Source organism: Allobosea sp., from assembly GCF_035999205.1.
Classification (GTDB): domain Bacteria; phylum Pseudomonadota; class Alphaproteobacteria; order Rhizobiales; family Beijerinckiaceae; genus Allobosea.
The window spans coordinates 940238-954025 of the sequence record NZ_DASYHA010000025.1; the positions used below are offsets into that span (position 1 = coordinate 940238).

The following is a 13788-nucleotide window of genomic DNA, read 5'->3' on the forward strand; positions in this document are numbered from 1 at the left end:
GGCACGTCGCCTCAGCGGTTATAGGCCAGGCGGCGGTTGTTGCCGCGCTTGTGGCCGTACCACGAGATCTGAAGCTCGCCGACATCCACGTGCACGAGACCGTTCGAATAGGTGCCGACGCCGCCGACATTGGTGAGCGTCTTGGCGACGGCGGCCGCCTTGCGGGGCGAAGTGGCGCGCGGGCGGAAATCGATCGCGTTGCCGCTGTAGTGCTGCGAATGCCTGGCGTGGCGTCCGCCGCAGGTCGAGGTGATCTGGATCGGGCCGATCTTGTCGGTCAGTTCCTTGATCATGGCGATGGTCTCGGGCTTGAGGCAGCCCAGTCCCTTCACCTGCGGTTGAAACGAAACCTGCTTGATCGACGATTCCGCGTGGGCAAGCACAGGCACGGAAGCCGCCAAGATAACAGCCGCAACAATACTACGCATTACTAACCTAACAACAGTGGGGAAATGGAAGGCTACAGCCACCATCGCTTGGTCTGGCTGAGCAGTTCGCCGTGCCAATAGTTTGGCCAGAAGGCCAAAAAAAGGCACACCCCATTCTGATGATCTGAGACTATAGCCACGCATGGTCAACGCCCGAGACGCGCATACTCGAAAATGGACGATACGACCCCAGAACACGGCGGTTTTGCATTTCGCCTGGATGCGACAGCGCGATTGGCCGTCCTATTGGTGCATTTTCGAGCACATGCGCCTGAAACGCGAAGCGCTGCTCGCATTTGCCGAATCCACTTCGATCCGCGCCCGGATCGATGCGCGCCGGCGTGCAACCCGGCGCCATACTGGCGCCGGGCAGCGTTCGATCACCCGGCCTTCTTCGCCACGATGGTCAACTCGCCGGCCTCGTCGATCTGGGCGATGACCACGTCACGCGACGAAAACCCCTTGCCCTCGAGCGCCGATTTCGCGGCGGGGACACCTTCGATCGCCTGACGCAGACGCTCGAGCTGATCGGCAGAGCGCGACGCGGCGAGCTTGTTGACCTGGCTCTTCGTCTCCTCGGGCAGCTCGTCCAAGGCAACGACGCTCACGGTCTTGATGGCGGGGGTGGATGCGGGCGCCTGCGGCGCGGCGGCTGGCGGCGCGCGCTCCGTCGAAGGAGCCTGTGAGGGGGCCTGCGCGTTCACGGGGCCGGCCAAGATGAACGCGGCCCCTGCGGCCGCCAGCATGATCATGCGCATCGGATGTCCTTCCATCGGTTACGGATGGGCGCGATCTAGCCGGGCGAATGGGTCGGGAAACCGGGCGGGATCGGGTCATTCCATGACCATGTCGCGGCCGGAATGCGTTGTGCTGGGGCGGCGACGATCGGCACGCGGACGATTTTTCGGATTGAGTTGACGACCGGCTAACCGACGCTTCGTCAGCTCCGCGCAAGCTTCCGGCCTGCATGATAGTCTGGGCCCGTTGCGTATGTTCCGTCAGGGAGGCGTGGATGGCCGACGAGGTGCAGGACTACCTGACTTCGGAGATGGAGACCCTTCGCAGCGCGGTCTTTCGAGCCGGGGCGCTGAATGCCAAGACGCTCGGCCCCTGCACTGAGGCGCATCTGGACAACGTCCTTCGTTTCGTCGCCGACTCGCACGAGTTGGAGGAAGCGACGTTCCTGACCGTCTCCCATATCGCCCTGCTCGCGCGGGCGCTCTATGGCCAGGCCGGCATCGGCGAAACCGAGCAGGTGCGCAAGGCTGCGCTGCTCGCGATCGACACGCTCGCAATCATCCTGAGCAGGTCGGAACGAAGCGGTGCTTCCGTCTTCGATCAGCGCTCCATCGCCGAGCAAAGGGTCCTCGCCTGAGGCCGTGAAGCCAGGCGCAGGCGAGCTGACCGCGTGGATTCGCACGCGCCATGCGCCTGCGCTCAGCGCCGGCCCTGGAAGAAACCGCGTAGGAGATCCGCCGCCTCGCTCTCGCGCAGCCCGCCATAGACCTCCGGCGCATGGTGGCAGGTCGGGCTGGCATAGAACCTGACGCCATTCTCGACGGCCCCGCCCTTGGCGTCGCCCGCGCCGAAATAGAGACGGCGGATGCGCGCGAAGGAGATTGCGGCCGCGCACATCGGGCAGGGTTCGAGCGTGACATAGAGGTCGCAGTCGATCAGGCGCTCGGAGCCGATCGCCTCGCAGGCCAGGCGCAGTGCCAGCATCTCGGCATGGGCGGTCGGGTCCTTCAGTTCCAGCGTGCGGTTGCCGGCGCGGGCGAGCATGACGCCTCCCCGCGTCACGACGGCCCCGACCGGTACCTCCCCGCGTGCGGCCGCCGCCCGCGCCTCGTCGAAGGCGAGCGCCATGGGGTCGCATGGCTTCGCGTCGGCCGGATTGGCCTTGGGTTCCGGCGATAGGCGCATCTGCGGCATGCGGTCTCCGTTTTGGCGCTCGCAGGCGCGGGGGCGCTCTGCTACAAGCGCCGGCTACACCAAGAATTCGAGCCTGTCCCTTTTCGCGAAAGTGCCTGTCACTTTCGGCGCGGCACGCTCAGGAGCAGTCATGAGCGACGACAACAATCAGAAAAGCCGGGGCCCGCGCAAGGGCGGCGGAACCGGCGGCCGTGGCGGCGGACGCGATGGCGGCGGCTTCGGCGGCAAAGGTTCAGGCGGCAAGGGGCCGCGCTCCGGTGGGACGGGCGGTGGCGAACGCAAGCCGTTCCGCGGCCGCAGCGAAGGCGCCGAGCGCCCCGCCCGCGGCTTCGGCAAGCCGGAAGGCGGCCGTGCTCCCTTCCGCGAGCGCGCAGGTGGCGAGCGCCCCGGCCGCGAGGGCGGCGCGGAGCGGCCGTTCCGGGCGAGATCCGAGGGCGAGCGCAGCGCGAGCCGGCCGCCGCGCGAAGGCTTTGCGCCGCGCGGCGAACGGGCCGGCGGCAAGCGCTTCGACCGGCCTCGCCCCGAGCGGGCCGAACGGCCGCGCCGGCCGCGTGAGGAGGCTGCAGCCTCCGAAGCCAAGCTGCTGCCCTCGCTGATCCAGGAGCCGGAGCGTATCGCCAAGGTGATGGCGCGCGCCGGCGTGGCCTCGCGCCGCGACTGCGAAGCGATGATCGCGGAAGGCCGCGTCAGCGTGAACGGCACGGTGTTGGAGAGCCCAGCGCTCGATGTCGGCCCCGACGACGTCGTGCTGGTCGACGGCGAATTGCTGCCGGCGCGCGAGCGTACGCGGATGTGGCTCTACCACAAGCCGCGTGGCCTAGTGACGACCAACCACGATCCTGAGGGACGGCCGACTGTCTTCGACGCGTTGCCGGAGGACCTGCCGCGCGTGCTCTCCATCGGGCGGCTCGACATCAACACCGAAGGCCTGCTGCTGCTGACCAATGATGGCGGGCTGGCGCGCATGCTGGAACTGCCGGAGACCGGTTGGCTCAGGCGCTATCGCGTGCGCGCCTTCGGCTCGGTGACGCAGGACAAGCTCGACACTCTGCGCGACGGCGTCACCATCGACGGCGTCCATTACGGCCCGGTCGTCGCGCGCTTCGAGCGCCAGCAGGGCTCGAACACCTGGCTGACCGTCGATCTGCGCGAGGGCAAGAACCGCGAGGTCAAGACGGTGCTGGAGCATCTCGGCCTCGACGTGAACCGGCTGATCCGGGTCTCGTTCGGGCCGTTCCAGCTCGGCGACCTGCCCGAAGGCGAGGTCGACGAGCTGCGCTCGCGCGTGCTCAAGGACCAGCTCGGCGAGGAGCTGATGGCGAAGGCCGGCGTCGACTTCGAAGCACCGCGCCGTGACGAAATGCCTGCCGCACCGCCTCGCCCCCCAAGCGGCGACGATCGCCCGCGCCGGCGCGAGACGGGCGACCGCGACGACCGGCCCGAACGCGAGCGCTGGGAGAGCGACGTCGTTCGCACGCCCTCACGCGACGACCGCAGCGACAAGCCCTGGAAACGCACCGTCTGGCGCGACGAGGAGGCCGAACCGCAGCGCGCGCGCAAGGCGCCGCCGCGCCGCGGCGCCGACCCCAGGATCGAACGCCAGGCGCGCGAGGCGACCGGCGAAGTGGTACGCCGGCGCGACAAGGCGATCGAGGATCCCAATGGGCGGCGCGTGCTGGTCGAGCGCGTCAGCGTCTCGGTGCGGGAAGAGCCCCGCGAGGCAAGAGCCCCCCGCGAAGGTGCGACCCCGAAGCGCCGGCCTGACCGCCTGCCGCGCAGCGAGCGCGGCGCGGCCGAGGGGCGCCCGGCCCGGGCACGGGACGGCGGCAGCGAACGGCCGATGCGCCGCCCGCGTGTCGACAGCGGCGAGCGTGATCGCACGCAGAAGCGCCCCTGGGAGGAAGCGGCCGAGCGGCCCGAACGCGCCCCGCGCGGCGACAGGCCTGCGCGCGTGCCGCGCGAGGGTGGCGAGCGCCCGCCCCGGCGCTTTAGCGAACGGTCTGGTGAGGAACGCGGCGGTGAAAGGCGGCATGGCGGCCGCAGCTTCGGCGACAAGCCCGGCGGAGCGGGTCGGGGCTTCGGCGGCAAGTCCTTCGGCGGCAAGCCGTTCGGCGGCAAGCCCGGTGGCGGCGGTCGTTCCGGAGGCGGTCGGCCTGGCGGCAAGGGTCCGCGCCCCGGTGGCAAGCGGGGCTGAAGGCTAGCCGATGCGGATTGTCGGCGGGCGTTTGCGCGGGCGGTCGCTGGCCGGCCCGAAGCCGGGGATCGGGAGCATCCGCCCGACCTCGGATCGCCTGCGCGAATCTCTCTTCAACGTGCTGGCCCACGCCTATGACGACCCGCTCGACGGGGCGCGCGTGCTCGACCTTTTCGCGGGCACCGGCGCGATGGCCTTCGAGGCGCTGTCGCGCGGGGCGGGCTTCGCGCTCCTGGTCGATGACGGCACCGAAGCGCGCGGGCTAATCCGCGAGAACCAGATGGCGCTCGGCCTCGCCGGCCATAGCCGCGTCTTCCGGCGCGATGCGACCAAGCTCGGGCCGATCGGCCCGATGGCCCCCTTCGCCGTGGCCTTCTGCGACCCGCCCTATCGCAAGGGGCTTGGGGAGACGGCGCTGACCTCGGCGCGCGACGGTGGCTGGCTGGAGCCGGGTGCCCTTGTCGTGCTGGAGGAAGCCGCCGACGTCGAGATCGTGCTGCCGAAGGGGTTCGAGGAACTCGAGCGGCGGGCCTATGGCGAGACGCAGGTCATCCTGCTGCGGGCGACCGTCGGCTGAAGGCGCAGTTCCCGCTTCGCCCGGTGGCGCTTCGCCGTTTCAGGTCTCCGTCCGCGCGGCGTGGTGCCGCGCGAGATGGATCCGGTCGTCCAACGTCGAGCAGAGCACGGCGATCACGATGCCGATGCAGGCGCCCAGCATCGTATCCAGAACACGCTCGGGGGCCATTGCCACGCTTGCCGCGTGCGGCGCCGCGAGATGGCTCATCAGCAGTGCCATAGGCGTGACCAGGATCTGCCCTAGGCCGTAATTCGTCCCGATGATCAACTCGGTCGCAAACTGCAGAACAGCCAGGATGGCGATGGCCGTCCAAACCGAGGGGGCCTGCATCAGGAGAAGCCAGACCAGGAGGGCGCCGAGCGCCGTCCCCGCCATGCGCTGAAGGGCCCGGCCCATCGTGACGTGCAGATGCGCGCCCTGCAGCACCGCGACCGCGCCCATGGCGGCCCAGGCCGGGTGGGCAGCGCCGGCCGCGTCACTCGCGAAAATGGCGATCGCCGCCCCCAAGGCGAGGCGCACCGCAGCCAAGAATCTATGGCCGACCGGGCGAGGCGGCTCCGCGGGAAAGCCCCGCTCGGGCGTCGCTGGATGGCGGAAAGCCTCCGTCACCGCACAGATCACCCAGGCGAGCACCGAGACGACAGCGGTCGCGGCCACCCGCTCCAGAATCTCCTGCCCCGACCCGACGGCGCCCATGGCGGCTCCGGCCGCGAAAACGAAGATCAAGGCTCCCGGCGGTCCGAACCCGCCGGCCGTGCTGACGAAGGAGTAAAAGCCACAGAGGAGTGCCAGCAGCACGAACATGGTCGGCTCGGACGCTCCAAGCCATGACGCGGCGGACATGAGCAGGACGGCAAAGGTCTGGCAAAGGCCGCAGAGGAAGACGATGCGGTTGCGGCTCCTCGACGGCGCAAAGCGCCCGAAGAGCGCGGTCAAGGCGCCAAGCGAAGCAAAGCCGATTAGGTGCGGCCAGGGCGAGAGGTGAACAAGGGGCAAGGCGATCGCCACCGTCACCGCAGCTTGCAGGCCGGCAAGGCCCGAGTTGCGCAGTGACGGCTGCTTCGCCAGGGCGAGACTCTCACGGACGAGGTGCCGATGAAGAAGATGACGCGCGGCATCGATGCGGCGGGCTGCCGGGATTGCGGACGCGGCTGCGGTTGCGGGCGACTTGGCAGGCGCCATCACCGGACCTCTTCTGCTTGGCGCCGGGCCTGCCTAGCGGTCAGGCGCTGCTCGATCCGGTCGAAATGGCCGAGCATTGTGACGATGTCGGCGTCGGACAGGTCCGCGAGGAGCTCCTTTTCCTCCTCGGCCAAGTCCTGCCGGATTTCGACGACGCGTCGCTCGCCGGCAGCGGTCAGGTAGATCAACCGCGCACGCCCGTCGGTTTCATCCGGCCGCCGCTCGAGCAGGCCTTCGCGCGACAGGATGTCGAGCACGCGCACCAGACTGGAACCGTCGATCCCGACAAGCGCGGCGAGCTCCTTCTGGGTGATGCCGCCTCCCGTCTCCTGGAGATGGATCAATGGCACCCAGGTGGCATCGGACAGCCCGCCGGCTGCCAGCCCGGCATCCAGTGCCCTGCGCCAGCGGCGTGCGAGCAACGAGAAGCGAATTCCGAAGCGGAAACGCGGAGAGGGTGAAGCTGATTCCATGGGCCATATCGACCATGATTTAATTTGCATTGCAAATCAAATTATATTGATCAGCCTTGGCGTCACCGAAACGCCGCCTCCCGCGCATCACCCCAACGCTGAAATGACATGACGGCCGCTGCTTCTCCTCCCGCATAGTCCCGCTATGCCCCAGACACCCGGCCGTTCACTTCTCCTCGTCCCGCTGCTCGGGCTGCTCTGGGGCTTCAACTGGCCCGCCGTGCGGATTTCGCTCACCGAGCTCGCCCCCTGGACACTGCGGTCAGGGGGTATGACCTTTGCCGGACTGACGCTGGTCGCGATTGCGCTGGCACGTGGCCTGCCGCTCGCCGTGCCCCGCCAGCAATGGCCGAGGCTCGCGATCGCAGGCTTCCTTTCGATCGCCGCCTTCAACGTGCTGCTCGCCTTCGCCCAACTTGCGGCGCCAACCTCGCGGGCGGCCATCCTGACGTTTACCATGCCGATCTGGGCGACGATCCTCGCCCGTTTCATCCTGACCGAGCCCTTCGACCGGCAAAGACTCATCGGACTTGGCCTCGGCGTGAGCGGTCTTGCCTGCCTCGGCCTGCCACTGATCGCGAGCGGAAGCCTCTCTGTGGGCCTGCTCTATGCACTGATCGCCAGCGTCAGCTGGGCGCTCGGCACCGTCGTCAGCAAGCGCTGGCCCGTCGACGCGCCGGCGGTAACCATCGCTGCCTGGCAACTCCTGATCGGCGGTGCGGCAGCCGGGATCGGCATGCTCGCCTTCGAGGGCGTGCCGGTGCCGAAGCTGCTCGAACCGCGAACCGTGGCGGCACTGAGCTTCCATATCCTCGGTGCCCAGGCGTTGGCCTATTTCCTCTGGTTCACGGTGATCGCGCGGCTGCCGGCCGGCATCGCCAGTCTCGGCACGCTGATGGTGCCCGCCGTCGGCGTGCTCGGCTCGGTCCTGCTGCTCAGCGAGCGCCCGACGCCGAGCGACTGGCTCGGCCTCGCCCTGGTGATGTCGGCCTCGGGTTCGATCATGCTTCCGACGCGGCGCGAAGCGGCTGCGTAACGCAGCTTCGGTGACAGAGGGCAGACTGCGTTCCCACGTGCCCTTCGACGAAGGCGAAACGAAGGGGCGGATCCGCGCACGCGGCCGCTTCGCCGGCTGCGGGGACAAGAACGCATCTTATCCCCCGCCTCTATTGCCTGCTTAATCTCCGCATCCGTCGCGGAGATCAAACGCACGGATGCCATTACCCTCATCGATACGACAGGACGAGCGGGCCACCCGCCTCCAGCGCAACAGGCTGAAGTCTCATATCGCCAGCAAGCGCATGATGCTTGCGCTCGCGCAGTTGGGCAAGCTCATCGAGAAGGCCGGCTTCAGAGAGGATCAACCGCGCGTTCCCGGAGGCAGCGGGGCCGGCAGCGGCCAGTGGATGTATGTCGAAGGTTATGCTCAAGGCCGGCCGCCGGGCATGGGCGACAATGGCGGGCCATCACTCGATCCGCCCGAGCCGCCAAAGGATCCGCCCAAGGACAAGATCTCGAAGACCCAGGCGGCCAAGGCTCTGGCGAAGGAAATCGCTCGTCAAACGCTGCGGCGCGCCGGGCCTGTCGGTGCGGTCTTCATGGCGATCGAGGCCGCGCATTGGCTGTATTCCGAGCGGCATTCGATCCGATCCTATCAGGACGAGCCCAAGTCGCTGGCGGAGCTTCAACAGAACGCGGGTCAGAGCCGAGCGGGTTACGAAAATCACCACATCGTTGAACAGGGCGCGGCAGAATCCGAAAGGTTTCCACGCTCGATGATCGATGGGATCGATAACGTGGTCAGCGTCCCGAAATACAAGCATCATGAGATTACGGCGTGGTATAGCAAGCCTAACCAGAGTTTCGGCATGCAGTCACCGAGAGCCTATCTCCGCGGCCGCGATTGGTCCGAGCATGTTCGTGTCGGCCACGATGCAATGCGCCAAACTGGAGTACTCAAATGAAAGGGACAACGGTCTTAAGTGCCCTGTCGAGCGCCGAGATCATTCAACAGTTCGAACGCCTGTGCATCGAGCAATACGACGCGATGGAACGCGAGGAACAAGCGCGCGTCAATCGTCTCGTCTGGCGCGTCCACGCCCTTGAGATGGAATTAAAATCCCGGGTCGGCGATCAACGGCGCCTGCTCAATCGGTTCTTTGGGCACCCCAACATGCAGGTTCGCCTATCGGCGGCTCAGGCTAATCTGGCGATAGACTATCTCGCGGCGCGACGCGAAATACAGGAGATCGCCGACTCGCGCTGGGGCCCGCAATGCCTCGACGCCGGCATGACGCTGGTCAATCTTGACAACGGCATCTACCGTCCGAGCTAAAGTAGAGGTTTTTCACCTTCTCCCGAACAGCTTCTCGATGTCGCTTAGCTTCAACTCGACATAGGTCGGGCGGCCATGGTTGCACTGGCCCGAATTGGGCGTGACCTCCATCTCGCGCAGGAGGGCGTCCATCTCCTCGGGGCGCAGGCGGCGGCCGGCGCGGACGGAGTCGTGGCACGCCATCGTCGCCAGCACATGGTCGAGCCGGCGCTCCAGCGAGCCGGCCGTGCCGTGCTCGGCCAGGGCGTCGGCAACGTCCCGGACCAGCTTCTGGAGATTGCCGCCGGCGAGCTGCTGGGGCGCCTCGCGGACGAGCACAGCGCCCGGCCCGAAGGGCTCGATCCGCAGCCCCAGCGTTTCCAGTTCCTCGCTCGCCGCGTTCAGGCGGTCGGCGTCGACCGGGTCGAGTTCGACGACCTCGGGCAGCAGCAGCGGCTGGCGGGCGATGCCGTTGCGGGCACGCTCGGCCTTAAGCCTCTCATAGACCAGCCGCTCATGGGCGGCATGCTGATCGACGATGACGACGCCTGCCCGCGTCTGGGCGACGATATAGGTCTCGTGGAGCTGGGCGCGAGCAGCCCCGAGCGGACGGTCAAGGGCGTCGGCAGCGGGCTCGGCGAGATGCGCGCGGGCGTCCGCCGAAGAGACCTCGAAACCGGCGAAGCCCTGCTGGGGACGGGCGTCGAAGCCCGTTGTCGGTGCGGTCCAGACGGGCGTGGCGGGCAGGTTTGGACGCAGCGGTGTGCTGCTTTTGCCCGCACCGGCGAAAACGGCCCGGAAGGCTTCCAGCGTGCGGGCGCCGCCTGTCGTGGTGGCGCGGTGGCCAGCCTCGGCCAGCGCTGCCTTCAGTCCGGAGACGACAAGGCCACGTACCAGCGCGGGATCCCGGAACCGGACCTCGCTCTTGGCCGGATGGACGTTGACGTCGACCAGGCGCGGATCGCAGGCGACATCGAGGAAGAGCACGGGGTGCCGGTCGGAGGGCACGACATCGGCATAGGCGCCGCGCACGGCCGAGAGCAGCAGCTTGTCGCGCACAGGACGGCCATTGACGGCGAGATGCACGCCGGCCGAGGTGCCGCGATGAAATGTCGGGAGGCCGGCGAAGCCGGTGACGCGGAAGCCCTCGCGCGCCGCATCGAGCCGCAGCGCGTTCTCGGGAAAGTCGCGGCCCAGCGCGCGGCCCAGCCGGCGCAACTGCCCGTCCTCTCCCAGCGCCTCGGCGGGCCAGTCGAAGGGCGAGACATGCTCGCCCTCGAGCGAGAAGCGGATCTCCGGGTGGGCGATGGCGAGGCGACGTAGCATCTCCGAGACGGCCTGCGCCTCGGCCCGGTCGCTCTTCAGGAATTTCAGCCGCGCCGGGGTGAAGGCGAAGAGGTCACTGACCTCGATGCGCGTGCCGGGAGCCGCCGCGACCGGTCGCACGACGCCTTTTTCGCCAGCCTCGACGACGAGGCCAGAACCCTGCGGCGCATCATGGCGGCGGGTCGCGATCGACAGGCGCGCGACCGAGCCGATCGAGGGCAGCGCCTCGCCGCGGAAGCCGAGCGAGTTGATCGCGAAGAGATCGCCGTCCGGCAGCTTCGAGGTCGCGTGGCGTTCGACCGCCAAGGCGAGATCATCGGGCGTCATCCCGGCGCCGTCATCGACGACACGGATCAGCTCGCGCCCGCCGGCCGCGATCGTGACCGCTATGGCCCGCGCGCCAGCGTCGATCGCATTCTCGACCAGTTCCTTCACGGCGGCAGCCGGCCGCTCGATCACCTCGCCAGCGGCGATGCGGTCGACCAGGACGGGATCGAGGCGGCGGACGGACATGGGAATTCCGGGTGGGCGAGGTGTGCGGCAGCGAATCGTGCCGCCGCCGTCAGCGAGGATAGCGGGTCGGCGTGTCCGGCGCTCCCGTCCACGCGCTCGTCCCGGACAAGCCGCGTCGGCGGCGCCGCCTCAAGCCAGATCGACCGGCCGGCCCACAGCCTGCACCAGCAGGCGCGGGTCGCCGAAGAGGCGCTGCGCCACGCGCCTGACATCGGCCAGCGTCACCGCCGCGAAGAGGCGGTTGCGCTCGCCGAGATACTCCGGCTCAAAACCATTGATCGCAAGGCCAAGCAGTTCGGCAGCAATCTTCGGCGAGGTGTCGAAGCGCAGCGGATAGGAGCCGATGATGTAGCGCTTGGCCTCCTCGACCTCGTGCTCGCTCGGCCCGTCAGCCGCGAGCTTGGCCATCTCCTCGCGGATCACGGTCATCGACTCGGCCGCGCGCTCGTTCTTGGTCGCGGTGCCGCCGACCAGCATGGCGCCCTCGCGCAACGGCAGTAGGCTCGACGAGACACCATAGGCGAGGCCGCGCTTCTCGCGGACCTCCATGAACAGTCGCGAGGTGAAGGCCGAGCCGCCGAGGATGTGGTTCAACACGCTGCCGGCGATGAAATCGGGGTCATGCCGCATCAGCCCGGGACCGACGAAGCGCAGCACGGTCTGCGGCACGTCGAGATCGATGACATGGGTCTGGCCCAGCCCCTGGATCGGCAGGGGCTCGCCCGGAAGCGCACGCGGCAGACCTGCCGGCAGCCCGCCGAAGACCTCATCGAGGCGGCGGGAAAGTTCGTCTGCCGTAATGTCGCCGACGACGACCACCTTGAGCCCGGCGCGGACAAGCAGATCGCGCGAGAGCGCCTTCAGCGCGGCTGGCTCGAGCCGCGAAACGCTGTCGACATCGCCCTTCTCGGGGCGGGCGTACGGGTGGCCGGCAAAGGCGGCCGCATAAAGCGCGTTGCGGCAGAGCGTCTCGGGGTTCTGCGCCTGGCGCTGCAGACCGGAAATGACCTGCCCCTTGACGCGAGCAACGGCATCAGCGTCGAAGCGCGGCGCGTTCACGGCAAGCGCCAGGAGCTCGAAGGCCGTGTCGCGATGGTTCGACAGGGTCTGGACATGGCCGTGGAAATCGTCACGGCGCGCATCGAAGCCCAGGCTGATCGCGTGGTCGGCGAGCTTGCCGTGGAAGGCCTCCGCGTCGAGATCGCCGGCACCTTCGTCGAGCAGGCCAGAGACGAGATAGGCGCTGCCGGCGGCGTTATCCGGATCGCGCGTGGCGCCGCCGTCGAAGGCGAAATCGACCGCGATCAGCGGCAGGCTGTGCTCCTCGACCAGCCAGGCCTCGACACCCGCAGGCGAGCGGACCTTCTGGACGGGGACGGAGGGCCCGGCGAGGCCGGAGACGGCGGCGGGGATGGGTGCGTTCATGTCATGTCCTGACGCGGGTCATGTTCTGACGGCGGATCCGGGCCCTGCCCTTTCCGGCAAGGCGCGGCCGGTTCAGGCCGAGGGCAGCAGCAGGCCGGTGACGCAGCGATCGGGCCGGAGATAGCGGCGGGCCGCCTCGACCACGGCCTCGCGCGGAACGGCCTCGATTCGCGACGGCCAGGCCAGCACATCCTCGACGGTCTCGCCCACGGCGAGCGAGGCGCCGAAGATCCGCGCCAGCGAGGACTGGTTGTCGCGGGCGAAGATCGTCTCGGCGACGAGGCGCGTGCGCGCACGGGCGAGTTCGAGTTCGGTCGCCCCGTCGCGGAGGAAGGTCGCGAGCGCCGCGTCGAGCCCGGCCTCCAGCGCCGTCATCTCGACGCCGGGGCGCGGGCTGGCGGAGACCTGGAAGGCAGCGCGATCGACCATCGAGCCCATGAAGTAGGCGCTGGCGCCCGAGGCGAGTTCGTCCTCGACACAGAGCTTGCGGTACAGCCGCGAGGTCGTGCCGCCGCCGAGGATCTCGGCCGCAATCTCGAGCGCGAAGACCTCGGCCTGATCGCCGCTGCAATAGGTCGGCGTCAGCCAGCCGCGCCGCAGCGAGGGCTGGCGCACGCGCGGGTCGCTCAACGTGATGCGGCGCGCCGCACGCGGGGCGGGCTCGGCCGGGCGCTTGCGGACGGGCATCTCGCCGCGCGCCGGGATTGCGCCATAGGTTTCCTCCGCGAGACGCCGCACGGTCGCCGCGTCGGTATCGCCGGCGACGACCAAGATCGCGTTCTCGGGCGTGTAGAAGCGCTGGTAATAGGCGAAGGCGTCGTCACGGCTGAGCTCCTCGATCTCGTGCTCCCAGCCGATGATCGGCGTGCCATAGGGGTGATGCACGAAGAGCGCCGAGGAAAACTCCTCGCCGAGCTGGGCGGCGGGGTCGGAATCGACACGCATCTTGCGCTCTTCCAGGACGACGTCGCGCTCGGGGCCGACGACGCTCTCGTCAAAGGCCAGCCCCGTCATGCGGTCGGCCTCGTAATCCATCATCGCGCGCAGATGCTCCTTCGGCACGCGCTGGAAATAGGCGGTGTAGTCGAAGGAGGTGAAGGCGTTTTCCTGGCCACCGAAGCCGGCGACGATCTTTGAGAACTCACCCGCCGGCCAACGGGCGGTGCCCTTGAACATCAAGTGCTCGAGAAAATGCGCGATGCCGGACTTGCCGGCCGGATCATCGGCCGAGCCGTTGCGATACCAGACCATATGGGTGACGACCGGCGCACGGCGATCCGGCACGACGACGACGTCCATGCCATTGGCGAGGCGGAACGACTCCACCAACTGGGCGGCCTGGGTCTGTTGCGAATGCACGTTCACCTGAGGCCGTCTCCATTGTCTCGCGCGGATCCGGATCCGCGCGACTGCGTCATGCGCAA

At 68.4% G+C, this 13788-nt stretch carries 14 protein-coding genes; 6 read left to right on the forward strand and 8 right to left on the reverse strand.

Annotated features, from left to right (window positions below; translation table 11 throughout):
* Nucleotides 1-11: 11 nt before the first annotated feature.
* Together VGN82_RS19865 and VGN82_RS19870 are read right to left on the reverse strand one after the other, a co-directional pair.
* On the reverse strand, nt 12-389 hold the full coding sequence (locus tag VGN82_RS19865) for a peptidoglycan L,D-endopeptidase MepK (protein WP_327528768.1): 378 nt from the start codon (nt 387-389) through the stop codon (nt 12-14).
* A gap of 419 nt (nt 390-808) precedes the next feature.
* Nucleotides 809-1186: a hypothetical protein gene (locus tag VGN82_RS19870; protein WP_327528769.1), complete on the reverse strand. Its 378-nt coding sequence runs from the start codon at nt 1184-1186 to the stop codon at nt 809-811.
* A 254-nt stretch (nt 1187-1440) separates the two neighbouring features.
* Here VGN82_RS19870 and VGN82_RS19875 point away from each other — a divergent pair, with 254 nt between their 5' ends.
* Nucleotides 1441-1803 (forward strand): hypothetical protein, encoded by a 363-nt coding sequence (locus tag VGN82_RS19875; RefSeq protein ID WP_327528770.1) that lies wholly within the window; start codon nt 1441-1443, stop codon nt 1801-1803.
* 62 nt (nt 1804-1865) lie between these two features.
* On the opposite strand, the gene VGN82_RS19880 is transcribed toward VGN82_RS19875, so the two are convergent.
* Nucleotides 1866-2294 carry a nucleoside deaminase gene (locus VGN82_RS19880; RefSeq protein ID WP_414644355.1) on the reverse strand — a complete coding sequence of 143 codons (429 nt, stop codon included), beginning with the start codon at nt 2292-2294 and terminating at the stop codon, nt 1866-1868.
* Between the two features lie 196 nt (nt 2295-2490).
* Between VGN82_RS19880 and VGN82_RS19885 the strand changes: the two genes are divergently transcribed.
* Together VGN82_RS19885 and rsmD are read left to right on the forward strand one after the other, a co-directional pair.
* Nucleotides 2491-4554, forward strand: a complete 2064-nt coding sequence (locus VGN82_RS19885) for a pseudouridine synthase (protein ID WP_327528771.1) — start codon at nt 2491-2493, stop codon at nt 4552-4554.
* Nucleotides 4555-4564: 10 nt separating this feature from the next.
* On the forward strand, nt 4565-5131 hold the full coding sequence (gene rsmD, locus VGN82_RS19890) for a 16S rRNA (guanine(966)-N(2))-methyltransferase RsmD (RefSeq protein ID WP_327528772.1): 567 nt from the start codon (nt 4565-4567) through the stop codon (nt 5129-5131).
* A gap of 39 nt (nt 5132-5170) precedes the next feature.
* Here the strand turns inward: rsmD and VGN82_RS19895 are convergent, their stop codons facing one another.
* On the reverse strand, nt 5171-5935 hold the full coding sequence (locus VGN82_RS19895; RefSeq protein ID WP_327528773.1) for an FUSC family protein: 765 nt from the start codon (nt 5933-5935) through the stop codon (nt 5171-5173).
* A gap of 377 nt (nt 5936-6312) precedes the next feature.
* The gene (locus VGN82_RS19900; RefSeq protein WP_327528774.1) at nt 6313-6786 is read right to left on the reverse strand and encodes a MarR family winged helix-turn-helix transcriptional regulator; all 474 of its coding nucleotides are present in this window, start codon (nt 6784-6786) and stop codon (nt 6313-6315) included.
* Between the two features lie 145 nt (nt 6787-6931).
* On the opposite strand from VGN82_RS19900, the gene VGN82_RS19905 reads away from it, so the two are divergent.
* From VGN82_RS19905 to VGN82_RS19915, 3 genes are all read left to right on the forward strand, one after another.
* On the forward strand, nt 6932-7822 hold the full coding sequence (locus tag VGN82_RS19905) for a DMT family transporter (protein ID WP_327528775.1): 891 nt from the start codon (nt 6932-6934) through the stop codon (nt 7820-7822).
* A gap of 265 nt (nt 7823-8087) precedes the next feature.
* Nucleotides 8088-8750 (forward strand): hypothetical protein, encoded by a 663-nt coding sequence (locus VGN82_RS19910; RefSeq protein WP_327528776.1) that lies wholly within the window; start codon nt 8088-8090, stop codon nt 8748-8750.
* Nucleotides 8747-9121, forward strand: coding sequence for a DUF2019 domain-containing protein (locus tag VGN82_RS19915; RefSeq protein ID WP_327528777.1), 375 nt, complete (start codon nt 8747-8749; stop codon nt 9119-9121). The genes VGN82_RS19910 and VGN82_RS19915 overlap by 4 nt, the downstream gene beginning before the upstream one ends.
* 12 nt (nt 9122-9133) lie before the next feature.
* Here VGN82_RS19915 and mutL read toward each other — a convergent pair whose 3' ends face one another.
* The 3 genes from mutL to VGN82_RS19930 form a co-directional block, all read right to left on the reverse strand.
* Nucleotides 9134-10939, reverse strand: coding sequence for a DNA mismatch repair endonuclease MutL (gene mutL / locus VGN82_RS19920; RefSeq protein ID WP_327528778.1), 1806 nt, complete (start codon nt 10937-10939; stop codon nt 9134-9136).
* A 129-nt stretch (nt 10940-11068) separates the two neighbouring features.
* Nucleotides 11069-12364 (reverse strand): M16 family metallopeptidase, encoded by a 1296-nt coding sequence (locus tag VGN82_RS19925; protein ID WP_327528779.1) that lies wholly within the window; start codon nt 12362-12364, stop codon nt 11069-11071.
* 72 nt (nt 12365-12436) lie between these two features.
* The gene (locus tag VGN82_RS19930; RefSeq protein ID WP_327528780.1) at nt 12437-13729 is read right to left on the reverse strand and encodes a M16 family metallopeptidase; all 1293 of its coding nucleotides are present in this window, start codon (nt 13727-13729) and stop codon (nt 12437-12439) included.
* Nucleotides 13730-13788 lie beyond the last annotated feature (59 nt).